Source organism: Neisseria weixii (assembly GCF_002327085.1).
Taxonomy (GTDB): Bacteria; Pseudomonadota; Gammaproteobacteria; order Burkholderiales; family Neisseriaceae; genus Neisseria; species Neisseria weixii.
Window position 1 is genome coordinate 335,717 of the sequence record NZ_CP023429.1, and the last position, 22,246, is coordinate 357,962.

19 protein-coding genes, 1 tRNA gene and 5 pseudogenes are annotated in these 22,246 nt (G+C 49.1%); 9 read left to right on the forward strand and 16 right to left on the reverse strand.

Going from position 1 to position 22,246, the window contains the following annotated elements; genetic code table 11:
* Positions 1-22: 22 nt before the first annotated feature.
* The 9 genes from CGZ65_RS01770 to CGZ65_RS01800 form a co-directional block, all read right to left on the reverse strand.
* On the reverse strand, positions 23-2,005 hold the full coding sequence (locus CGZ65_RS01770; RefSeq protein ID WP_096294588.1) for a monovalent cation:proton antiporter family protein: 1,983 nt from the start codon (positions 2,003-2,005) through the stop codon (positions 23-25).
* 295 nt (positions 2,006-2,300) lie between these two features.
* Entirely contained in the window at positions 2,301-3,047 is a 747-nt protein-coding gene (gene fabG, locus CGZ65_RS01775; RefSeq protein ID WP_096294589.1) for a 3-oxoacyl-ACP reductase FabG, read from the reverse strand.
* Between the two features lie 346 nt (positions 3,048-3,393).
* Positions 3,394-3,828 (reverse strand): WaaS/CpsH family glycosyltransferase, encoded by a 435-nt coding sequence (locus tag CGZ65_RS13635; protein ID WP_232507482.1) that lies wholly within the window; start codon positions 3,826-3,828, stop codon positions 3,394-3,396.
* Positions 3,825-4,193, reverse strand: a complete 369-nt coding sequence (locus CGZ65_RS13640; RefSeq protein WP_232507483.1) for a hypothetical protein — start codon at positions 4,191-4,193, stop codon at positions 3,825-3,827. The genes CGZ65_RS13635 and CGZ65_RS13640 overlap by 4 nt, the downstream gene beginning before the upstream one ends.
* On the reverse strand, positions 4,190-4,999 hold the full coding sequence (locus tag CGZ65_RS01785) for a WaaS/CpsH family glycosyltransferase (protein ID WP_232507484.1): 810 nt from the start codon (positions 4,997-4,999) through the stop codon (positions 4,190-4,192). Before CGZ65_RS01785 ends, CGZ65_RS13640 begins: the two co-directional genes overlap by 4 nt.
* The gene (locus CGZ65_RS13645) at positions 4,996-5,301 is read right to left on the reverse strand and encodes a hypothetical protein (protein WP_232507485.1); all 306 of its coding nucleotides are present in this window, start codon (positions 5,299-5,301) and stop codon (positions 4,996-4,998) included. The genes CGZ65_RS01785 and CGZ65_RS13645 overlap by 4 nt, the downstream gene beginning before the upstream one ends.
* Positions 5,288-6,214, reverse strand: a complete 927-nt coding sequence (gene fabD, locus CGZ65_RS01790; RefSeq protein ID WP_096294590.1) for an ACP S-malonyltransferase — start codon at positions 6,212-6,214, stop codon at positions 5,288-5,290. The genes CGZ65_RS13645 and fabD overlap by 14 nt, the downstream gene beginning before the upstream one ends.
* 24 nt (positions 6,215-6,238) lie before the next feature.
* Positions 6,239-7,486: a DUF1294 domain-containing protein gene (locus CGZ65_RS01795; protein ID WP_096294591.1), complete on the reverse strand. Its 1,248-nt coding sequence runs from the start codon at positions 7,484-7,486 to the stop codon at positions 6,239-6,241.
* Between the two features lie 183 nt (positions 7,487-7,669).
* The gene (locus CGZ65_RS01800) at positions 7,670-8,632 is read right to left on the reverse strand and encodes a beta-ketoacyl-ACP synthase III (RefSeq protein ID WP_096294592.1); all 963 of its coding nucleotides are present in this window, start codon (positions 8,630-8,632) and stop codon (positions 7,670-7,672) included.
* 455 nt (positions 8,633-9,087) lie between these two features.
* Between CGZ65_RS01800 and CGZ65_RS14535 the strand changes: the two are divergent.
* A pseudogene (locus CGZ65_RS14535) lies at positions 9,088-9,210 on the forward strand (IS3 family transposase); the annotation flags it as partial.
* Positions 9,211-9,325: 115 nt separating this feature from the next.
* Here the strand turns inward: CGZ65_RS14535 and CGZ65_RS13655 are convergent.
* Positions 9,326-9,504: pseudogene (locus tag CGZ65_RS13655) on the reverse strand (lipoprotein signal peptidase).
* Positions 9,505-9,515: 11 nt separating this feature from the next.
* Here CGZ65_RS13655 and CGZ65_RS01815 point away from each other — a divergent pair.
* Genes CGZ65_RS01815 through CGZ65_RS15020 form a run of 3 tightly spaced genes read left to right on the forward strand, consistent with a single transcriptional unit; the run spans position 9,516 to position 10,745 of the window.
* On the forward strand, positions 9,516-10,067 hold the full coding sequence (locus CGZ65_RS01815) for a hypothetical protein (RefSeq protein ID WP_157742681.1): 552 nt from the start codon (positions 9,516-9,518) through the stop codon (positions 10,065-10,067).
* A complete protein-coding gene (locus CGZ65_RS13130) occupies positions 10,039-10,689 on the forward strand; it encodes a transposase (protein WP_415906972.1) in 651 nt (216 codons plus the stop codon). Before CGZ65_RS01815 ends, CGZ65_RS13130 begins: the two co-directional genes overlap by 29 nt.
* The gene (locus CGZ65_RS15020) at positions 10,686-10,745 is read left to right on the forward strand and encodes an IS3 family transposase (RefSeq protein ID WP_123804297.1); all 60 of its coding nucleotides are present in this window, start codon (positions 10,686-10,688) and stop codon (positions 10,743-10,745) included. Before CGZ65_RS13130 ends, CGZ65_RS15020 begins: the two co-directional genes overlap by 4 nt.
* Positions 10,746-10,886: 141 nt before the next feature.
* Here the strand turns inward: CGZ65_RS15020 and leuS are convergent, their stop codons facing one another.
* Positions 10,887-13,619, reverse strand: a complete 2,733-nt coding sequence (leuS, locus tag CGZ65_RS01825) for a leucine--tRNA ligase (protein ID WP_096294595.1) — start codon at positions 13,617-13,619, stop codon at positions 10,887-10,889.
* A gap of 519 nt (positions 13,620-14,138) precedes the next feature.
* Here leuS and dnaJ point away from each other — a divergent pair.
* A pseudogene (gene dnaJ / locus CGZ65_RS01830) lies at positions 14,139-15,280 on the forward strand (molecular chaperone DnaJ).
* 80 nt (positions 15,281-15,360) lie between these two features.
* Here the strand turns inward: dnaJ and moaA are convergent.
* The 4 genes and pseudogenes from moaA to CGZ65_RS01850 all read right to left on the reverse strand — a co-directional run bounded on the left by moaA (position 15,361) and on the right by CGZ65_RS01850 (position 18,157).
* A pseudogene (gene moaA, locus CGZ65_RS01835) lies at positions 15,361-16,334 on the reverse strand (GTP 3',8-cyclase MoaA).
* Positions 16,335-16,467: 133 nt separating this feature from the next.
* The gene (locus CGZ65_RS01840; RefSeq protein ID WP_096294596.1) at positions 16,468-16,794 is read right to left on the reverse strand and encodes a rhodanese-like domain-containing protein; all 327 of its coding nucleotides are present in this window, start codon (positions 16,792-16,794) and stop codon (positions 16,468-16,470) included.
* Between the two features lie 134 nt (positions 16,795-16,928).
* A complete protein-coding gene (locus CGZ65_RS01845) occupies positions 16,929-17,585 on the reverse strand; it encodes a protein-L-isoaspartate O-methyltransferase family protein (protein ID WP_096294597.1) in 657 nt (218 codons plus the stop codon).
* Between the two features lie 80 nt (positions 17,586-17,665).
* Complete coding sequence (locus tag CGZ65_RS01850) at positions 17,666-18,157, reverse strand: GAF domain-containing protein (RefSeq protein WP_096294598.1); 492 nt, start codon at positions 18,155-18,157, stop codon at positions 17,666-17,668.
* A 199-nt stretch (positions 18,158-18,356) separates the two neighbouring features.
* On the opposite strand from CGZ65_RS01850, the gene tpiA reads away from it, so the two are divergent.
* The 4 genes and pseudogenes from tpiA to CGZ65_RS01870 all read left to right on the forward strand — a co-directional run bounded on the left by tpiA (position 18,357) and on the right by CGZ65_RS01870 (position 20,821).
* A complete protein-coding gene (gene tpiA, locus CGZ65_RS01855; protein ID WP_095502254.1) occupies positions 18,357-19,130 on the forward strand; it encodes a triose-phosphate isomerase in 774 nt (257 codons plus the stop codon).
* A gap of 6 nt (positions 19,131-19,136) precedes the next feature.
* Entirely contained in the window at positions 19,137-19,508 is a 372-nt protein-coding gene (gene secG / locus CGZ65_RS01860) for a preprotein translocase subunit SecG (RefSeq protein ID WP_096294599.1), read from the forward strand.
* A gap of 9 nt (positions 19,509-19,517) precedes the next feature.
* Positions 19,518-19,602 (forward strand) — tRNA-His (locus tag CGZ65_RS01865).
* Between the two features lie 411 nt (positions 19,603-20,013).
* Positions 20,014-20,821, forward strand: a pseudogene (locus tag CGZ65_RS01870) (transposase).
* Positions 20,822-20,995: 174 nt separating this feature from the next.
* Here CGZ65_RS01870 and CGZ65_RS01875 read toward each other — a convergent pair.
* Complete coding sequence (locus CGZ65_RS01875) at positions 20,996-22,240, reverse strand: OmpA family protein (protein WP_096296062.1); 1,245 nt, start codon at positions 22,238-22,240, stop codon at positions 20,996-20,998.
* Between the last annotated feature and the right edge of the window lie 6 nt (positions 22,241-22,246).

The window sequence follows — 22,246 nt, forward strand, 5'->3', positions numbered from 1 at the left end:
CGCAAGTTTTATTTTTATATAATTAAGATTCACCCTGTAAGCTCCAGTTTTCAAAAGAAATAATTTTGTCTTGTGGACCCGCAACGACTAAGATGTCACCGGGAGATAAAGTGAAATCCGAGTCAAAATCTTCAATGCGGCTGGCACTACGGCGTACAAATAATAGTTTGATGCCTAAATCGGCCAAAGGCAAATCACGCACAGGATGGTCAATGGCGTAGGCTTCACCGGTTAGCGCAAAGGCATGGCGACAGATGTGTTTGTGTTCTTCGGAAAAAATGGTTTCGTCATCACTGCCGACGAATAAGTCTTCTAAGAAGCTATAGCCGCTGCGGCGGATATTCATGATGGTTTGATGTACATGGTTGTAGGGCGAACCATTGGCCAACATGGCATAGCTGGCCAGAGCCAGGCTGGTTTCCTTGGTATCGGAAACGGCTTCTTCCACTCCCATTTCAGTCAGGCTTTTGACGTAATCGTCGTCAATTGCGCGCGCGTAAATCGGCATGGTCGGGTGCAGGGAAATAATATTGTTCACCACATGCTTAGCTTCAGCCATATTGTTGAGCGTCAGCACCACCATTTTGGCACGCCCCAAGCCGGCTGCTTCCAATACTTCGCGGCGTTTGGCATCGCCAAATGCTACCGGTTCGCCTGCGCTGCGGGCAACCTGAATGCGCTCGACATCCAAATCCAGAGCGAAATAGGGGATGTTTTCCTGCGACAAAATACGGCCGACGGTTTGACCGCCGCGACCAAAGCCGATAATCAAAACGTGATCGGATTTGCTCATGGTTTCAACCAGCATATTGTGCAAATCCAGCGCTTTCATGTCCCAATTAGACTTGATAAAGCGGTTGATGAGCTTATCGCTGCTACCCAACAGGAACGGTGCGATTATCATCGACAACAATACGGCAGCGGTAGCCGCTTGCTCTAATTCGGGTGAAACCATATTGATTTTGCTGGAAATTGCCAGCATGACAAAGCCGAACTCACCGCCTTGCGCCAAATACAATGCGGCCTTCATGCTGTCGCCGACAGGATGTTTCATGCGGAAGGTAATCAAGAATACTATCAATGCTTTCAGCCCCACCAACATCGCCAGCAACACCAAAATCATCTGCCAATTATTAATTAGCGCTTGAATATCCAGCTTCATGCCGACGGTGATAAAGAAAAAGCCGAGCAAAATGTCGCGGAATGGGCGAATGTCGTCTTCTACTTGGAAGCGGTATTCGGTTTCCGACAGCAGCATACCGGCAACAAACGCGCCTAAAGCCAGTGACAAGCCTTCCAGTTCGGTCAGATAGGCCACACCCAGCGTCACCAGTAAAACATTTATCATGAACAATTCAGACGATTTGCGCTTGGCCACCATGCGGAACCAAGGTGACATCAGCTTATTGCCGACAAAGAACAATACACCGAGCGTCACCACCATTTTCAGTGCCGCCCAGCCCAGTTCTGCCCACAAATTACCTTCGCTGCCGGTCGCCAGCGCCGGAATCAGAATCATCAGCGGCACCACCGCAATATCCTGCATCAGCAAAACACCCATCGACATTTGGCCGTGCGGGTGACCCAATTCGGTTTTCTCCGACAAAATGCGGCTCACAATCGCGGTAGAGGACATCGCTAACGCGCCACTGACGGCAAACGCCCAATTAAACGGTGTGCCCATCAGCATCAAAATGCCCATAATCGCCAACATACTGATGACCACCTGTAAGCCACCCAGGCCGAACACCAATTTTCTCATCGCTTTGAGTTTCGGCAGCGAAAACTCCAAGCCAATGCTGAACATTAAAAACACAATACCGATTTCGCCCAAGTAATCCGTGGCATGACTTTTGGGAATCAGGCTGAACATGCCCGGGCCGGCGATGAAGCCGACCAGCAGATAACCGAGCATGGAAGGGATATTGAACTTACGGCAATAGATAACGGTGATGACCGAAACCAGCAGAACGATGACGACATGTGCAAGGGAAAACTCATGCATAAAAGGCGGCCCAGTTATGAATAGACAGAAGAATAAGCAAGGTCGTCTGAAAAAATCTTAGCGAAACAGGGCGGGGATTTATGCAAACGGCGGAAGATAGTCGTTTATTATAGAAATAATACAGCGCTGCCAGCTCCCTTATGTACCACCTGTACACGGCGGCCGCTGTCGCCTTGTCTTATTTCTATTTTAAACAACTATAAATTATAGCAAAAAATAAGGGAGATTCAGGGTTTTATCGACAAAAGGCCGTCTGAAAATGATTTTTCAGACGGCCTTTCCATTCGCATAAATCTTAAGGCATCAACATGCCGCCGTTGACGTGCAGCGTTTGGCCGGTAATGTATTTGGCTTGGTCGGAAGCCAAGAACAAAACCGCATCGGCAATGTCTTGCGCTTCGCCGAATTTGCCTAAAGACGTTTGTGTTTCAAACATTTTGCGGGTTTCTTCCGGCAGAGCGCGGGTCATATCGGTATTGATAAAGCCCGGTGCTACGCAGTTGACGGTAATCCCGCGGCTGCCTACTTCGCGCGCCATCGATTTGGAAAAACCGATTAAGCCCGCCTTGGCCGCAGCATAGTTGGTTTGACCGGCATTGCCCATCACACCGACAACGGAAGTGATGTTGATGATGCGGCCGCTGCGCTGTTTCATCATGCCGCGCAACACCGCTTTGGAAGCGCGGAACACCGATTTCAGGTTGACCTGCATAATCTCATCCCATTCCTCTTCCTTCATTCGCATTAATAAGTTATCGCGCGTAATGCCGGCATTGTTGACCAAGATGTCCAGTTTGCCGAATCCTTTTTTAATCTCGGCAATCAATGTTTCGATGCTTTCAGGTTCGGCAGAATTCAACGCGCGGCCTTGACCGCCCCATTGCGCCAAACGCTCGCCGATTGCTGCTGCTCCGCTGTCGCTGGTGGCGGTGCCAATCACGGTGGCGCCCGCAGTAGCTAATGTATCGGCAATCGCCGCGCCGATACCGCGCGATGCGCCGGTAACTAAGGCGATTTTGCCACTTAAATCTTGATTACTCATCCAGAATCCTTTCGTTGCGTAAAATGAAGTTTCAGACGGCCTTTATAGCATAAATAGGCTTTTTAATCTAATTTTGTAAGGTTGTATGCTGTCTAAAAGGATAAAGCATTTATTTTTTATTTTGGTAGGTCAATCGGCTGATGTGGATGAATATCTAAAATATAGCGTATCCAGTTGCCGAAGCTGTATTTCTCATAAATTTCAGACTGCATTTCATGATAAGGCTTATCCATGAATGTTTTTAATCCCTCTAAATCGTTGCCGCGCCACACGAAGATGTTATCAGGATGATAAAAATCGTATCGGGTAATGTCGGTATTGGTGGTAATCAGTTTCTTGCGGTAGCCTAAAGCTTCGAATGGTCGGAAGGACAGGCCGTTGTGGCAGGGGTTTTAAAGTCGACAAGAACTTTAGCTTGTCTTTGAGCGGCTTGAAGATTGTCTGCAAAACTTCTGACTCCTTGAAAGGTTTGAATGTTATCAGGGTATTGCTTAGACAAAATGTCAGAGGAAATATCCAAACTGCCGATATGGAAATCTAAGCTTAAGCCTAATTTTTCAGCGGCCTTTGCGAAGGTACTGATTTCTTCAACACGGTTAGGATAGTGTAAACCGACAAAATATAAATCATGCTTGAGGTCAGCAGAGATTGTCGGAATATGGTCAAAATAGAAATTTGTTGCCGGTAATAGATTGGGTTGATGACTTAAATCTGTGGGGTCAAAAACGTAAAATTTATCAAATAATCTGATATATTGGTGGATTTTTGAGAAGCGGCTCAATCCGTCCCATTGGTAATTAACCATCTTATGACGAACGTGATGTTTGATGGTTTGCAGAAAATCTTGTGTGTAAATATCACCCGAATAAATAAGGCATAATCTACATGGCCATATTGAGCGATTTGTTTTTCGACATGGTCGAGCAGTATTTTAGACTTTAATTTGTCTTTAGCGTATTTGTCGCTCAGAATGACTTGTTGAAATTTTATTTTCAGGCGGTGAAAAGCAGATGGATAATGGAAATCCTGCCCGGGCTGAATGGCGCTGATTACCTCAAAACCATGATGCTTTAATGCGATTTCTATGGTTTGATAAATCAGATTATCGGTTGGCATTCCGAGTAAAATAGTTGGCTTCTGGGTCATGATTCCATAATTCCCAGTATGCGGTAAAGCCAGTTTTTCAATGCATATTGCTGCTTGATTTCAGAAGGAATAGGGCGGTAAGGACGGACTAAAAAGTCATTTAAATCATTTAAATGATTGCTGTCCCAAACAAAAATATTGTCTTCGTGGTAGAAATCGGCATTTAAGATGGTTTGATTGGTGGTAATTAATTTTTTATCTAAACGCAGTGCATCAAAAACCCGAAATGATAAACCGTAATAATCAAACTGGGCAAAGTCGACAATGGCTTTACAGCAAGCTGCATTATGCATATTTTGTTCAAACGTGAGAACAGTATCACGATTAAGATAAGTGATGCCGTCTGAACCAAAAGCAGTTCTGGCCCGATCATCTTTACAATAGATATGGAAATCTAAAGGAAAGTGATGACGGCGTGCTTCTTCGATGAACAGTTTGGTACGCTCTTCCCGACGTGACTCATAGCCACCCAAAAAATATAATCGGTCATTCAGTGGACATGTTTCAACCGGCATATCAAAGAAGAAATTGGTTGTCGGTTTAAAGCCGTATTGCGGATAACGGACGGAGTCGTTGGGGTCGAAAACCCAGCAGTGATCGAAATAATCCAAATATTCAAAAATATCCGGAAAACGATCGATACCATCCCATTGATAATTGATACAGATGTTACTGTGTTGCCGGATGGTGTGGATAATTTCTTTAGGATAAATATTGGCACGAATGCACAAGGCGTAATCAGCTTTTTTTCCCTTTAGTGCAGATAATTTTTTTTGAATGTCATCAGAGTAGCGAAGGTATTTCATTCGTTTTTTGTAGTTAAGATCTTTTTGATGACTTTTTGATAAGTACCGTAAATTCGGCTGGTCAGATTAGGATAATAAGAATCTCTATCATCATAACAAAGATTAATCACATCGAAGCCGTGGAAACGCAGATTTTTTTCCAAATACTGATCAAATCCGTAGATATGTGGAATGGCTAAGATAATGGTTTTATTGTTCATCTTTTTGTCATAATGTTGAAAGTTTATAGACATTTCAGACGGCCTTGCTTTCTGGCCGTCTGAACATATACCATGAGATGAAATCAAATCAATGCGCTTCAACAAAAGCCTTCACGCTGTCGCTGGAAACCAATGCGCTGCATACGGCTTCTTTGTTGATGCGTTTGGCCAAGCCTGCCAATACTTTGCCCGGGCCGCATTCGGCGGATTCGGTAATGCCTTCGCTGACTAAGGCGTTGACGGTTTCCGTCCAGCGTACAGGGCTGTAGAGTTGGCGAACCAAGGCATCTTTAATGGCTTCAGGACTGTCGTAAGCAGCCACGTCGGCGTTGTGAATCACGCGGATTTGCGGTTGTTTGATGTCGACTGTTTTTAAGGCTTCGGCCAGTTTCCCGGCGGCAGGTTTCATCAGGCTGCAATGCGAAGGTACGGATACAGGCAGCGGCAGGGCGCGTTTGGCACCGGCTTCTTTGGCGGCAGTCATGGCGCGTTCTATGGCAGCGGCATTGCCGGCAATGACTACTTGGCCGGGCGAATTGAAGTTGGCTGCTTCGACTACTTCACCTTGTTCGGCAGCCGTGCAGATGGCTTTGACTTGTTCGTCTTCTAAACCTAAAATCGCTGCCATGGCGCCCACGCCTTGGGGTACGGCCGATTGCATTAATTCTGCACGCAGGCGAACCAGTTTCACGGCATCGGCAAAGTCTAATGCACCCGCGGCAACCAATGCGGTGTATTCGCCCAAGCTGTGGCCGGCAACCACGGCCGGTGTTTTACCTCCGGCTTCTAAATAGGCGCGGTAGGTAGCCATGCCCGCAGACAGCATAATGGGTTGCGTGTTAACAGTTTGGCCGATCAGCTCGGCATCTTCACCGTTAATCATCGCCCACAAGTCTTGACCCAATGCGGCAGAAGCTTCATCGAAAGTGGCTTTCACGACGGCTTGTTCGCTAAACCCGTTCATCATTCCTAAACTTTGCGAGCCTTGACCGGGAAAGAAAAATACAAAAGACATGATATTCCTTTAATTTCTTAATCTTTAATTTCTTAATAATGAGAGAAGTGGATTATCTGCGTAATGTATCAGTAGGGCATAGGTTATGGCAATATTTATCGCCACCGTCAGCCAAAAAAGGCGGATAAAACTGATTTTGCTGGTTTTGTGGTTGTAAACCGCCCGCGAAACCAAAGCGCCCGGCCAGCCGCCAAGAGTATCAAGAATATGCAGGTTTTTTTCCGGAATTCTGCCTTGGTATTCGTAACTTTTCTTTTTCGGATTCCGGGCGATCTGTTTGTCAAACTTATACATCAGGTAAGACACGACGCTGACGGCAAAATACAGTCCGGCCAATATCTTAGAAACGGAGGCCACGCACACGGTAAATACAGTGGCAATCAGGATGTTGATTAAAAATCTCGGCATATTGGCGGTGGAAAGTCTTGGGCGGTTGTAGTCTGAAGGAAAGTCATCATGCAGAGAAACTTCATCTCCGCGCAAAACCACTTTTGCCGCTTTCTGGCGTTCTTCTTTAACCGTCGGCTTGCAATAAAAGCTGACACTTTGGCCGATTTTCGGGCGTGCGGTGGCGTAGTGGAAGCTACTGATGTGGAAGAACACCGTTTGGGCATCGCTGCCATAGCGGATAAAGCCGTAGCCTTTAACATCGTCCCATGAAGTAACTTCACCGCTTAATACTTGATTCACTGGTAATTCGGTCAAGGTTTCGGGTTCGGGCGCTTTATAAAGTTTGTAAATGCTTTCAATAATGCGCGGTTGCTCGGTGGGTAAAGTGGCTGTATCTGTTGCAGTTTCGATTGAGGCTGTTTGAAACAGCGGTTCTGCCTCCGGTGGCGGTAAAAAAGTGGCATCAGTCATCATCCATTGGCCATTTTCGTGTTGGAATAAGTTTCCTTTAAATCGGTCGCCGATTTCAGGAACGCGGCTTTGGTCGGCTAAAAATTGACCTAAGATGAAAATAGGTGTCGGATTGCCTACTTCCTTACCAAAGCCGCCATTTTGCATAAAATCCCAGTCGACAATGGTAATGGTGGTTTTTTGTGCGGCTGGTGCTACGCGTTCGGCGAGAGTGATGTTTTGGGCGGATGGTTTGTGTTGGCTATGATCCAGATTGAAGCATACGCGGTCGCCTGTTTGTGGCGCGAGATAGTCTGCGGCTAATGACAGGCCGTCTGCAAAGATGCGTTGTCCGGTTTCGGCCATAATGGTGCCGCGTTGCATGTCGTTGAACCAATGAAGAATTGTCCCGTAATATTTTTCTTGAGTCATTTTTTATTATCTAAAATCAGTAAAATTGGTTATTGGATGTAAAGAGTAATAAGCGGTTAATTATACTGATTTATTATAATGATGTGTATTCTGATTGCATAAAAATACCGCTTATTCTAATTTGCTTGCACTGCGGTGCAAATTAGAATAAGCGGTATTTTTATTCGGGATAACGAGCGAATATCAGTATTTCACCAATACTGCGCCCCATGCGAAACCGCCGCCGATGCCTTCGAGCAGCAGGTTTTGGCCTCGTTGGATTTGTCCGTTGCGAATACCGTGGTCTAAAGCCAGCGGAATCGAGGCGGCGGAAGTGTTACCGTGATCTTGTACGGTGAGAATGACTTTATCAGTACTCAGCCCCAAGTGTTTGGCGGTAGCGTCGATGATGCGTTTATTGGCCTGATGCGGTACCAACCAGTCTATTTGGTCTTGCTCGTAACCGGCTTCGGTGATGACATCATCGGCTACTTGCGACAGCATCTTCACAGCAAATTTGAATACGCCCGGGCCATCCATTTTCAGATAGGGGGTGCCGCATATTTGACCATCAGCGATTTGCACCGGCACTTTGAGTAAATCTAAATAGTTGCCATCGGCTTTCAATTTGCTGTGGATAATGCCCGGTTTATCTGAGGCTCCCAATACCACCGCGCCGGCGCCGTCGCCGAATAATACGCAGGTGGTACGGTCATTCCAATCAAGAATGCGACTGAAGATTTCGGCGCCAATCACCAATACGTTTTTGGCCATGCCGCTTTTAATATAGGCGTTGGCCGTGGTTAAAGCATACATGAATCCCGCACACACGGCCTGTACGTCAAAAGCAGGGCAGCTATTGGTGATGCCGAGTTTTTGCTGCACGATGGTGGCGGTCGACGGGAACTGCATGTCGGGTGTGGTGGTGGCCACAACGATTAAATCAATATCGTCGGCATTAAGCTTAGCTGATTCCAGTGCGCGTTGTGCGGCTTGGACGGCCAAATCACTGGTTTTTTCGTTGTCGGCTGCAATATGGCGAAATTTGATACCGGTGCGCGTGGTAATCCATTCGTCGGAAGTATCTACTTTTTTTGCCAAGTCATCGTTGCTGACGCGGTTGGCGGGAAGATAGCTGCCGGTGCCTAAAATTTTGGCATATTGCATAATGAAAAGCCCTTTGAAATGATTGGAACAGATTGCCGTATTGTAAGCGAAAAATCAGGATTTTTGTAACAAAAAACCGTTGTTTTAATTTAATAAGGATTAGGTAAATTCTTTTTAGTAAGATGACTAACCCATTTAAAGGCTAGAACCCGCAGGCTGAGTTTATGAAGACCAGACAGGCCAAACGCAAAAACCCGTTTATCGCCGAGAAACCCGGCCACGAAAAAAAACCGGGCGGAACTGATTGAAGAGTGGCGTTACATGAGGGCGGGGAACGGCTACCTAAAGCACATGAAAGCCCTCAACGAAAAGAACGCCGCCAAAGCTGCGAAACCGTTCAAACGTTGGGGGCGGAACACCCGCTGAAATATCTGCCGCACAGTGCCGGTATTCCCAAAAGCAGCTTTCATTACCATATCGGCAAAGCCGGTCCCGATGCAGCGGCCAAAACCGCCGTGGGTGAAGTCTGTCGCCGGCACAAAGGCCGTTACGGTCATCGGCGGATTGCCGCCGTATTGTCGCGGAACAAAAAGAAAGTGCGGCGCATTATGGGTTTGTTGGGACTGAAAGCCAAAGTCCGCAGTAAAAAAGCCTACCGTCCGCAAGCAATAGGAGAGGCTTCGGACAGTATTCTCAATCGTGAGTTTACTGCCGGCAAACCGGCAGGCAAATGGCTGACCGATGTGGCGGAGTTCAAATGCACAAACGGGAAGCTGTACTTATCGCCGATATTGGATGAGGCCTTTGCAAAACCGCCGGATGCGGATTCAGTTCAAGGCGCAGCAGCGCAGCGGGTGCAGACATATCACACGATAGGCAGGCGAGCGGGCAGCGCACAACGCAGAAATGCGCTGCAGATGGCGGTTTTGCAAAGGTCTCCGATGTGTTTAACCGGGAGATTGCGGCCTATTCTTTAGGCCGCAGAGCAAACGGTGAAATGGTGGCGCAAATGTTGGACCAAGCATTCGGCCGTCTGAAAGGCCAAACGCCGCTGCTGCATTCCGGCCAAGGTGTGCTTTGCCGCACCGAGGCTTATCGAACGAAATTGGCTGAGAAAGGGATGGTGCAAAGTATGTCGCGCAAAGGCACGCCGGGACAATGCGCCGATGGAGCGTTTCTTCGGTACACTGAAAACGGAGGGTTTCTATCAGGAAGGTGCGCTGTCGGTGGCGGAGCTGACAGTGGTAATATAGCAAATAAACATATTCTCCGATACAATTCCCCCATGGCCTATTCAGAAGACTTCAAACAACCCGTACTCAAAAAACTCCGTCAAGGATGGACGATTCGCAGAACCGCAAAAGAATCCGGCACCGCCATTCTCCACCATCACGCTTTGGAGACGCCCTCCGGCTCCCCAAGCCCCTCCAAAGCAACGGAAAACCCGCAAAACCAGCGCCCAGGCACTGCTCGAAGATGTCGGACGTTATCCTGATGCCTATTGCTGTGAAAGAGCGCAACGCTTTGGCTGTTCCCATACCGCCATACACAAAGCATTAAAGCGATACGGCATCAGCTGCAAAAAAAAGACCAACCGCCACCCGAAAGCCGGCAGAAGGCTCAGAAAAAACTTCCTGAAGTTACTGCACCGCTACATCCTCCGTAACCGTCCGGTTGTTTGTTCAGATGGGAGCAAATTCGGAAAATCCTGTTACCGGCCTTACGCTTATGCGCCAAAAAGCCGGCGTTGTTATGCGCTTCATGATTGGCAGGGGCATCATCAGACCAATGCCGTTGGAGCGTTATTTCACGGCAAACTGTTTGCCGTCGGGCTGTTTGGTTGCAGTATTGACCGCCGGATATTTGATGCTTGGGCGGAGCGGGTTTTGATTCCGGAGCTGCCGCAAAACAGTGTGGCGGTGATGGATAATGCGGCGTTTCATAAGGGTAAGGCAGAAGCCTTGCTGAAGGAAAAGGGGCATACCGTGTTATGGCTTCCGCCCTATAGTCCCGATCTGAATCAGATAGAGAAAAAGCGGGCTTGGATTAAAGGTGTTGGGAATCGGCTGAGAATGGCGGATGTGGATTGGCTGTTTCAGGCGTGTATCGATAAATAAGTTTATTTGCTATAGATGATTACATACATTACTACAATCATGAACGGATAGTTTAAACTTAAAAAAGCTGAGTCCTGTCGGCTACAGAACCCAGCTTGAAAAGGCTGTTTGAGAAAGATTCTTAACTTGTCCAAGTATTGGGGACAGTTCAAAGTTTTCAGACGGCTTTGCCCGATTCGGGTGTTATACCACGATGTTTACACGACGATATTCACCAAACGGCCCGGCACCACAATCACTTTCTTCGGTGCTTTGCCGTCCATGAATTTCACCGCGCCTTCGCTGGCTAGTGCGGCGGCTTCGATTTGCTCTTTCGGCGCATCGGCGGCCACGGTGATTTTGCCGCGCAGTTTGCCGTTGACCTGAACCATAATCTCGATTTCCGATTTCACCAAAGCGGCTTCATCGACTTGCGGCCACGCGGCATCCCACAGTTGGGTGCGGTTGAGTTCTGCCCACAAAGCTTCGCAGATGTGCGGCACAATCGGCCACAACAGGCGTGTGACGGCTTCGAGCACTTCTTGTGCCACGGCGCGGCCTTGTTCGCTGCTGGTGTCGGTTTTGTCAAACTGGTTGAGCAATTCCATCACGGCGGCGATGGCGGTGTTGAACTGCTGGCGGCGGCCGTAATCGTCGCTGACTTTGGCGATGGTGCTGTGCAATTTGTGGCGCAATTCTTTCAGTTCTTTGCTCAAGCTCTCTTGGTCGCCTGAGAATGCAGCTATGGTGCCGCCTTGTTTGCGGAAGTCGAACACGGTGCGCCACAGTCGGCGCAGGAAGCGGTGCGCGCCTTCCACACCGCTGTCGCTCCATTCCAAAGATTGCTCCGGCGGGGCGGCAAACATCATAAAGAGACGGGCAGTGTCGGCGCCGTAGGCTTCAATCAGGGCTTGCGGGTCAACGCCGTTGTTTTTCGATTTCGACATTTTTTCCACGCCGGCGATTTGCACCGGCAGGCCGTCAGCCTTGAGCGTGGCGGAAATAGGGCGGCCTTTTTCGTCGGTTTGGACTTCGACATCGGCCGGATTAATCCACTCTTTGCCGCCGCTGGCGCCTTCGCGGAAATAGGTTTCGCACACAACCATGCCTTGGGTCAGCAAACGCTCGAACGGCTCGTCAACATTCACCAAGCTTTCGTCGCGCATCAGTTTGGTGAAGAAGCGCGCGTACAAAAGGTGCAAAATGGCGTGTTCGATGCCGCCGATGTATTGGTCAACCGCGCCCCAATATTGCGCAGCTTCGGTGCTGACCATGCCGTCTGAAAATTGAGGCGACATGTAGCGGAAGAAATACCAGCTCGATTCCATGAAGGTATCCATGGTGTCGGTTTCGCGTTTGGCCGCACCGCCGCAATGCGGGCAAGTGGTTTCGTAGAATTCGGGCATTTTTGCCAAAGGTGAACCCATGCCGTCGGGCACGACGTTTTCCGGCAAGACCACAGGCAGTTGATCAGCCGGTACCGGCACATCGCCGCAGCTTTCGCAATGCACAATCGGAATCGGGCAGCCCCAGTAGCGTTGGCGCGAAATGCCCCAGTCGCGCAGGCGGTATTGGGTTTTCGGTTCACCCAGTTGCAGGCTTTGCAGTTTCTCGCCGATTTTGTCGAAGGCCGTCTGAAAGTCTAAGCCGTTGAATTCTCCGCTGTTGATCAAAATCATGAATTCATCTTTAGCCGCATACCAATCTTGCCATTGATGGGATATGAATGGTAAATCTCTATCAGATGATCCACTACCGTCTCCAGAGCCAGCACCAGCACCGGAACCTCCGCCAAATCCAAAGGCTTCCTCTTGTTCAGGAGAAAGACCAATAGTAATACGCTGCAGCACTTGTTTAATCGGCAGGCTGTATTTGTTGGCAAATTCAAAATCGCGTTCGTCATGCGCAGGCACGGCCATCACCGCGCCGTCGCCATAGCCCCACAACACATAGTTGGCAATCCACACTTCCAATTCTTCGCCGTTGAGCGGATTGATCACGTAGCGGCCGGTCGGCATGCCGCGTTTTTCCATGGTCGCCATATCGGCTTCGGCAACCGAACCGGCTTTGCATTCGGCAATAAATTCTTGCAATTGCGGCACATCGGCAGCGGCGGCGGTAGCCAATGGATGCTCGGCGGCCACGGCCACATAAGTTGCGCCCATCAAGGTGTCCGGGCGGGTGGTGTACACCTGTAGATAATTGGCGTAATCGCCTTCCAGGCCTTGTTTGCTGTTATCGGACACAGGGAAACGCACGGTCATGCCGCGTGATTTGCCGATCCAGTTGCGCTGCATGGTTTTGACTTGCTCCGGCCAGTGGTCGAGTTTGTCCAAATCGGCCAGCAGCTCTTCGGCGTAATCGGTGATTTTGAAGTAATACATCGGGATTTCGCGCTTCTCAATTACTGCACCCGAACGCCAGCCGCGACCATCGATGACTTGCTCGTTGGCCAATACGGTTTGGTCGGCGGGATCCCAGTTGACCGTGCCGTTTTTGCGGTAAACAATGCCTTTTTCAAACAATTTGGTAAACAGCCATTGCTCCCAGCGGTAGTATTCCGGCGTGCAGGTGGCCAGTTCACGATCCCAGTCGATGGCAAAACCCAAGCTTTTGAGCTGGGTTTTCATGTATTCGATGTTGTCATATGTCCACGCGGCAGGGGCGACGTTGTTTTTCATCGCCGCATTTTCCGCCGGCATGCCGAACGCATCCCAACCCATCGGCTGCATCACGTTGAAACCGTTGAGCAATTTGAAACGGCTCAATACGTCGCCGATGGTGTAATTGCGCACGTGCCCCATGTGCAGCTTGCCGCTCGGGTAGGGGAACATCGACAGGCAGTAGTATTTCGGTTTGGACGTATCTTCCGATACATTGAAAATACGGGCTTCGTCCCATTTTGCTTGTGCCGCCGGCTCGATGGCGGACGGTTGGTATTGTTCTTGCATGATTCGTCTGCTTTACGCTGAAAAAAGTGAAAAATTAGCGAGGGATTATAGCAGTTTACTGACGGATTGTCGGCAATTTGCGGAATCTGTTTGCATAGGAAATAAATATCATGAACAGGCCGTCTGAAAATTTTCTAGGAAATATTTTTTCAGATAGTTTTTAGAGTTAGATTATTGTTTTCTGCGAAGCTAAAAGTAGGCAAAAGAAAGGCGGCCGCGGTTGCAGGTTCGCCTGTAAGGGCGAACTTCCCACTCACACAGCATGTTGGCAGCAGGTTCGAACTCGCCGCTTAGGGCGGCTCAAACACCGAGCCTTTTATTCTGCCAAAATCCTGCTTTGTTCGGTTGCGCCCAGCGGATAGGGCAGGTTTCTCTAAAAATGATTATTTCATAAGAAGGTTATTTGAAAAAATATTCTTTTTTCAGACGGCCTTTTATTTCGCTTTGTCCCCTTGAGATTCTCATCACTGCCCATATCTGCACACCAGTTTTAACACCTAGATCTATTCCACTACGAACATGAGCAATCAAGACTTTTACGAAACCCTCGGCGTTGCCCGCAGCGCGAGTGAAGACGACATCAAAAAAGCCTACCGCAAATTGGCGATGAAATACCATCCCGACCGTAATCCCGACAATAAAGAAGCGGAAGAGAAATTCAAACAAATCCAAAAAGCCTACGATACCCTTTCCGACAAAGAAAAACGCACCATGTACGACCAATACGGCCATGCCGCTTTCGAGCAAGGCATGGGCGGCGGCGCAGGTGGTTTTGGCGGCGGATTCGGTGGCGGCTTTGGCGGTGCCCAAGGCTTTGACTTCAGCGATATTTTCAGTCAAATGTTCGGCGGAGCCACGGGTGGCGGCCGTCAGCCGAATTATCAGGGCGCGGACTTGCAGGTCGGTGTCGAAATCACCTTGGAGGAAGCGGCCAAAGGTTTGAAAAAACGCATCAATATTCCGACTTACGAAGAATGCGGCGTGTGTCACGGCAGCGGTGCCAAACCGGGCACCTCGGCCAGCACCTGTTCGACCTGTCACGGCTCGGGTACAGTGCATATCCGTCAAGCGATTTTCCAAATGCAGCAAACCTGTCCGACCTGTCACGGCACCGGTAAAGAAATCAAAGATCCTTGTGTGAAATGCCGTGGCGAAGGCCGCACCAAAACCAGTAAAACTGTTGAAGTCAACATTCCGGCAGGCATCGACGACGGTCAACGCATCCGCTTGAGCGGCGAAGGCGAACCGGGTCAGCACGGCGCACCGGCCGGCGATTTGTACGTCAATGTGCATGTGAAAGAACACAAAATCTTCGAGCGCAACGGCTTGGATCTGCATTGCGAGCTGCCAATCAGCTTTGCCGTGGCCGCGTTGGGTGGTGATGTGGAAGTGCCGACTTTGGATGGCAAGGTCAAACTCAATATCCCGAAAGAAACTCAAAACGGCCGCCGCATGCGCGTGAAAGGTAAAGGCATCAAATCACTGCGCTCCAGCGCCACCGGCGATTTATATTGCCATGTGGTGGTGGAAACACCGGTCAACCTGACTGACCGCCAAAAAGAATTGCTGGAAGAATTTGAAAGCATTTCTACCGGGCTCGACCGCAGCCAAACCCGCGCAAAAAATCGTTTTTAGATAAATTGGGCGATTTGTTTGATTGATTGTGAGTGGTAAATAATAAAAAGCCGTCTGAAACATAAATGTCCAGACGGCCTTTTCATAAAGCAAACAAAGTTAGCGCTTAACCTCCGGTTAACGCCATTACTCGAATAATCTTCTTCGGATTTTCTACGAATTCGTGTTTTTCCGGCTTCATCGCAATCGCATCGCGGATGGCTTGGTCGAGTTCGGCATCGCTGCAATTATCGCGCAGCAGGTCGCGTAATGGGGCTTTGTCTTCTTGGCCGAGGCAGAGGTGGATGTTGCCGGTGGCGGACAGGCGCACGCGGTTGCAGGTGGCGCAGAAGTGTTGGCTCATCGGGGTAATCAAGCCGAGAGTGAAACCGTTGTTTTCGCTTTGCCAGTAGCGCGCCGGACCGCCGCCGATTTTCCTTCAAACGGGCTTAAGTCGAACTTTTGGCGCAATTCTTCCAATACCGGTTGCAGGCTCACTTTGGCGTGGGCTTGGCCGGTGGTGCCCATCGGCATGGCTTCGATAAGATTCAAGATGAAGCCGTGTTCCATACAGAAGGCGACCATTTCGTCCAAATCCATGTCGTTGACGCCTTTGAGCGGCACCATATTGATTTTGATGCGCTCGAATCCGGCTTCTTTGGCAGCTTTGATGCCGTCGAGTACTTGTGGCAGACAGTCGCTGCCGGTGATGTTGGTGACACAGTCGCGACGCAGGCTGTCGAGGCTGATGTTTAAACGGCGTACACCGGCTTGGCGCAGGGCATGGGCATGTTTGTCAAGTTGGGTGCCGTTGGTGGTGAGCGAAATGTCTTCGACACCGGACTGGCGGTTGATTTCGGCGGCCAAATCGACCAAACCTTTGCGTAACAGGGGTTCGCCACCGGTCAGGCGGAAGCGTTTGGTACCGAGACGGGCGAACGCGGCAGCTACGCGGCCAAGCTCTTCAATGGTCAGCCATTCTTTGGGAATGGAAAAACCTTTGAAGCCTTTGGGCAGGCAATAAGTGCAGCGTAGGTCGCAGCGGTCGGTCACGGATATCCGTAAGTAGTCGACGGTACGGCCGAATGGGTCGGTAAGCATGATGAATTTCTAGTTATTTCGGTTTAGTTATCTGGTCGTGTTTAGATAAAATTTTATCTTTAAAATTATGGCTTAATCTTATCGTGTGTTTGGTTGAAGAGCAAAACAAAATAACCTTTTGTACTTTAGGTTTTTAATAACGAGCAACATTCGCATCCACTTGCAGCGCCCATTCGTCTATGCCGCCTTGCAGGTTATACAATGATTCGAATCCCATGTCGGCCAAGTAAAGCGCAGTGTGCAGGCTGCGGATGCCGTGATGGCAATACACCACAATCGGCAGGCCGTCGTCGGGTAACTCGTTGTGGCGCAATGGAATCAGGTTCATCGGGATGTGAATGGCGTTGGGCAGGGCGCAGATTTCGACTTCGTCATCGGTGCGTACATCGAGCAAATGAAATTCGCAGCCTTCATCTTGCCATTTTTTGAATTCAATCACGGAAAGTTGCGGAATCGTCATTATTCGGCCTTTAGCTTATATGTTTATCAAGAGTAAAACAGGCCGTCTGAAAGGAAATGTTTCAGACGGCCTTTCTTTGGGCGTGGCCGAAGCAAATTATTCGGCAGTACCTTAATTGGATATGGGTGCAATCTTTAAAAATCAAAGTTGCCGAAAGGTTGGTTGCTTTTGTCGTTGAGATGGGCGATGAGGGTATCGAACAACACGCTTTGGCTGAATTCGTTGCTATTGCGGTTAATGAGCAGGGCGCGTTGTACCGGTTTGTCTCCGACCACGACAACCATGCGGCCGCCGTCTTTCAATTGCGCTTTTAAGATTTCGGGCACACCATGCACGCCGCCACCAACGTAAATCGCATCGAAGGGGGCGCCTTCGGTGTGTTCGACCAAACCGTCGTTTTGTGCGTAGTAAATATTTTGATAACCCAGATCGTCCAATACGGTTTTAGCGCGGTTTTGCTGCTCGATATCGAGGTCGTCTGAAACCACTTCGCCGGCCAATTCCGCCAACAATGCGGTGGCATAGCCTGAGCCGGTGCCGATTTCCAACACTTTGTCTTGTTTGTTTAATTTCAAACCCTGCACTAACCGCGCCACGACTTTCGGCTCCAGCATTTTGTGGCCGTTGGGCAGCGGCAATTCGGTGTCGGAATACGCCAAACCTTGCTGGCTTCCGGCAACAAAACGTTCGCGCGGAATGGCCATCAGGGCATCGAGCACATTAAAATCCAACACGTCCCAAGGGCGGATTTGTTGTTCGACCATATTGAAACGCGCTTTGTCAAAGTCCATGATGCTGCTCCGTGGCGGGTGTTATCGGGAAAACCGTTATTATAGAATCGAATTGGCTGGCTTACCAGATTTCAGACGGCCTATTTCATTGCATGGCGGCTGAGTATATCGGCCAATTCATTTAAATAGCAGGCATCGGTGCCATCAAACTGCGCCAGTTTGTCATCATCGACATCCAATACGCCATAGCAGTGGCCGTCTGAATCAAACAGCGGTACCACAATTTCCGATTGCGATAAGGATGAGCAAGCGATGTGGTCGGGGTGTTGGTTCACGTCTTCGACTACAATGGTTTCACCGCGCGACCAAGCCTGACCGCACACGCCGCGCCCGTAAGGAATCCGCGTGCAAGCCAATGGCCCTTGGAATGGTGCTAATACCAATTCTTGGTTTTCTTGTTCGACCAAATAAAAGCCAACCCAAAACCAGCCGAATGCTTCTTTTAAGATGGCGGCGGTGTTGGCCAAGTTTGCGATCAGATTGGTCTCGCCGCTGATGACGCTCTCGATTTGCGGCAGCAATTCTTGATAACGCTTGGCTTTGTCGGTGTGGGAAAGATGAAGCGAATGCATGCGTAAAGGCCGTCTGAAAAATAAAACCGAATTATAAACCAATTGTCTGCCAAGCAGTGAACAAGGCCGTTTGAAAACGTTGTTTCAGACGGCCTTGGATTGAAGGCGCAATAATGGCCGCCTAGAGAGGAAATATTGCTAATCATGTCGATATGAACTACACTTCGTTACAGTGATTTAATCTGACGGAGCAAGCAACATGCAACACGAAATCGGTATGTGGGATCAAAAATGGGTCATCGGCAACTGGAAAATGAACGGCCGCCTGCAAAACAACAACGCACTCATGCACCGCTTCCGTATCATGCCCACCGCCGAGCGCGTATTAATCGGCTTGGCTGCGCCGACCGTTTATCTGTTGCAGCTGCACAACGCCATGCAGATTGTGCTAAACAACCGCATTTTAACCTGTGCTCAAGATGTGAGCCGCTTCCCGAATAACGGCGCATACACCGGCGAAGTATCGGCCGAAATGTTGGCCGATATAGGCACCGACATCGTGTTAATCGGCCACTCCGAGCGCAGCCTGTATTTCGGCGAGAAAAACGAAATCCAACGCCGAAAAATGGAAAACGTATTAAACGTCGGCCTGATTCCATTATTGTGTGTCGGCGAAAGCTTGGAAGAGCGCGAAGCCGGCCAAGAGCAGGAAGTGATTGCGCATCAATTATCGGTGTTGCAAGGCTTAGATACCAAAAACATCGCCGTTGCCTACGAGCCGGTTTGGGCGATCGGCACCGGCAAAGTTGCCACCGTCGAGCAAATCGCCGACATGCATGCGTTTATCCACAAACAAATCTTGTCTTTGTGTGGCGACGATGTTAAAATCCGCATTCTTTACGGCGGAAGCGTGAAAGCTGAAAACGCAGCAGACATTTTCGCCGTACCACATGTAGACGGCGCATTAGTCGGCGGCGCATCCTTGTCTTATGACTCGTTTACTGCCATTATTGACGCCGCGCAAGCATCGTAGAGAATTATGGAAGCCTTTAAAACCGTTATTTGGATTGTGAACATCATTTCCGCATTGGCCGTGATTGTATTGGTATTGCTGCAACACGGCAAAGGTGCGGATGCGGGTGCGACTTTCGGTTCCGGTAGCGGTAGTGCGCAAGGCGTATTCGGTTCGGGAGGTAATGCCAACTTCCTGACACGCTCGACTGCTATTGCGGCCACCGTATTTTTCGCCACCTGCATGGCTATGGTGTATATCCATTCCAACACCACACGTCATGGTTTAGACTTCAGCACCGTGCAGCAAAGCCAACCGGCACAAACTGCACCTGCATCAAGTAACATAAATACTGCACCTGCTGCACCCGCTCCGGCCTCGCCGCGCAGCAGTAAATAAAAATTACCGGCCGACATGGTGGAATTGGTAGACACGCTATCTTGAGGGGTAGTGATCCTAGATCGTTCGAGTTCAAGTCTCGATGTCGGCACCATCAAAAGAAAAACCGTCTGAAATTCAGGCGGTTTTTTTACGTCTAATGCCGTCTAATCCAATCGTGAAAATGCTGATGAATAAAGGCTTAGCGTGTGATTGGCTGGTGTGGTTATCCTGATTTTTCTGTCTAATATAGTCTAATGCCGTCTAATTGAATAAAGCATAAATTTGCGGTATTTTATGCGGTATTGAAAAAATACCTTCAAAAAGTACCGTAAAAATATCTTTGAACGACCGACAAATCAAGAATGCAAAACCCGCTGATAAAGCCTATAAACTGGTCGGGACCTTGGCAAAGCCCTTCTGAAAATTTATGTAAAGTAACCATGGTTACCAAGTAACGTAATACCTCCCAAGCGCTCTAAAACCCTCTAAATTCCCTATAAGTCGAATTTAGAGGATGTTCTTCATGAGCAGCTTTTTACGTACCGACGCTCTCAACCACATCGAAAAACATTTCGACCATTTCCCGCTCATCAAACTCGACTGCACTCTCGATTGGGTAACGATCGAACAGTATCTTACTATGCGAAGAACCCGCTATCTGCGCGACAACGGTGACCGGTCTATCTTTTTAACCACCGACTCACCGAAAAGGGCTCAAAGTCGGGAAAGGCGAAGCAGCCGTTATTGATGCTGCCACCATCATCCAAACCACCGGCTATAAACAACGCCAACTCGTCAAAGTAGGTAAAAACGGTGCAATCTAGCGGCGAAACCTCCCCGAGCAAAGATCAAGATGCACGGTGGATTAAGCAAGACGGCAAGTTGAAATCCGGCTACCAACAACATACCCGCACCGACTCCGACAGCTATATTGAGAAGCTGCACATCACCCCGGCTAATGCCACGAATGCAACCATTTCGAAATCCTTGCTGAAAGGCATCGAAACCGCTTATGCTGGCAAATGTTGCCACAGTAAAGCCAGCCGAGAACATCTGCAGAGAAAACAACTTTCAGACGACATCATGCGTAAGGCGCAGCAGGGTCTAACCCTTAAGCGCAAGAGAAGCAGCGTAACAACGAGCTGTCGAAAATCCGCTATCTATGTAGCGGAATAAAGCCTCGTCATCCTGCTCCGCAAGTTCCGTTAGCCCGAGCAAGCTATTTCGGTTTGTTGAAAGTGGCAGTGCAAAGCCATCTGAAAGCGATATATTTGAACCTGTTGGCGGCAGCCAACAAGTTTAGTGTGCCTGTTGAAGGATATATTTGTTAGGCAACCCGGGAAGGTGAAAGGGGAGGGAGCCTAAAACCGATGAAAACAGCCGAAACTGTACTTTGTAGTTTCGGCTGTTTATTCGATGCGAAGTTTTGCAAAAGTCTCAGGCTGCCTGAAACGATTTACGTTCAGACAGCCTTCACTTAATTCATCAAATCATGACTGATTGGATTAACCTTCAACTTTTACTTCAACGCGACGGCCTTCTTGCTCATTGCCAATTGCGCCGGTGGTGTTTTCAGGTTTGCGCAACTCAATATTGGCTGAGTTCACGCCTTGCGCTTCAAAGAAAGCTTGAACAGCTTGGGCACGTTGTTTAGACAATTCTTCATTCGCCACCGCGTTACCAGTACTGTCGGCAAAACCACTGATTACCAGTTTTTTACCTTCTTTACCGGCTGCAATCACGTCTGCAATGATGGCATCCGCACCTTCGGCAATGTCGTTTTTACCGGTCGCGAAGTAGAATTTGGCCACACCGTCTTCAACCAATACATGAGCCGCCGCATCGGCTTCCTGTACCACAGGATCAGTTTCGGAAGCTACGGCAGGGGTTGTGTCAAAAGCGGCAGGAGCCGCTACTTCAGAGGCGACAGCCGGTGCAGATGCTTCGATTGGCGCAGACACTTCCGCAGGAGCTGCTACATCTGAAGCAGCAGGGGTGCTGGCTTCAACCGGTGCCGGAGCAGGTTCTTGTTTGTTATTACAGCTCTTGAAGGCAAACAATGCCGCCAAGGCAGCCAAACCTAATACAATCCATTTACCGGCGCCACCTTTTTTAGCCGCTACGGGAGCCGCCGCAGCGGCAGATGCAGTAGCTGCCGCACCGGTTGTACCTAAACCGCTAATCACATTAGTCAAGCCGCCGAATAAACCGCTCAAACTGCCGATGCCCAATGCTGATAACATGTTCGGGCTCAATACGCGTGACAACCAGCCTTGTTGTTGACCTAACAGACCCAGCAATTGACCACCGCTCAGGTTGTCATTTTGTGCTTTACCGCGCAGCACAGACAATACCAAAGGCAATGCCAATGCCAGCAGGGAACCTGAAGATGCTTTAGAAATGCCGCTTTCTGCTGCAATTTGGTCGGCTACGTTTGGTGCATTGCCACCTAATAGATTAGGCAATAATTGTTTGCCCAAATCGATCAAGCTGCTTGCGCCGTTACCGGTGGTAACATCGGCAACCGCAGTATTCAAACGCGCCCCACCTGTACCGGTAATCAAATCCAACAAACCTGAAGCATTGGCAGTATTGCCGCTTACATGTTTCACCAAACCGGCGATAATCGCAGGCGCTGCTAAACCAGCTGCCTGCGTGCTGTTTTCAGCAGATTCGCCGTTGGCTGTTAAAAACTGGCCCAACACATTACCTACTTGGCTTTGCAACAAGTTACCTAAATCTAAAGACATATCCAT

Excerpts from the sequence above, each read along its gene's own strand:
- CGZ65_RS01770 (WP_096294588.1), bottom strand. The coding sequence starts at position 2,005 with ATGCATGAGTTTTCCCTTGCACATGTCGTCATCGTTCTGCTGGTTTCG.
- fabG (WP_096294589.1), bottom strand. The coding sequence starts at position 3,047 with ATGAGTAATCAAGATTTAAGTGGCAAAATCGCCTTAGTTACCGGCGCA.
- CGZ65_RS13640 (WP_232507483.1), bottom strand. The coding sequence starts at position 4,193 with ATGACCCAGAAGCCAACTATTTTACTCGGAATGCCAACCGATAATCTG.
- CGZ65_RS01785 (WP_232507484.1), bottom strand. The coding sequence starts at position 4,999 with ATGAAATACCTTCGCTACTCTGATGACATTCAAAAAAAATTATCTGCA.
- fabD (WP_096294590.1), bottom strand. The coding sequence starts at position 6,214 with ATGTCTTTTGTATTTTTCTTTCCCGGTCAAGGCTCGCAAAGTTTAGGA.
- CGZ65_RS01795 (WP_096294591.1), bottom strand. The coding sequence starts at position 7,486 with ATGACTCAAGAAAAATATTACGGGACAATTCTTCATTGGTTCAACGAC.
- CGZ65_RS01800 (WP_096294592.1), bottom strand. The coding sequence starts at position 8,632 with ATGCAATATGCCAAAATTTTAGGCACCGGCAGCTATCTTCCCGCCAAC.
- leuS (WP_096294595.1), bottom strand. The coding sequence starts at position 13,619 with ATGCAAGAACAATACCAACCGTCCGCCATCGAGCCGGCGGCACAAGCA.
- CGZ65_RS01840 (WP_096294596.1), bottom strand. The coding sequence starts at position 16,794 with ATGACGATTCCGCAACTTTCCGTGATTGAATTCAAAAAATGGCAAGAT.
- CGZ65_RS01845 (WP_096294597.1), bottom strand. The coding sequence starts at position 17,585 with ATGGACTTTGACAAAGCGCGTTTCAATATGGTCGAACAACAAATCCGC.
- CGZ65_RS01850 (WP_096294598.1), bottom strand. The coding sequence starts at position 18,157 with ATGCATTCGCTTCATCTTTCCCACACCGACAAAGCCAAGCGTTATCAA.
- tpiA (WP_095502254.1), top strand. The coding sequence starts at position 18,357 with ATGCAACACGAAATCGGTATGTGGGATCAAAAATGGGTCATCGGCAAC.
- secG (WP_096294599.1), top strand. The coding sequence starts at position 19,137 with ATGGAAGCCTTTAAAACCGTTATTTGGATTGTGAACATCATTTCCGCA.
- CGZ65_RS01875 (WP_096296062.1), bottom strand. The coding sequence starts at position 22,240 with ATGTCTTTAGATTTAGGTAACTTGTTGCAAAGCCAAGTAGGTAATGTG.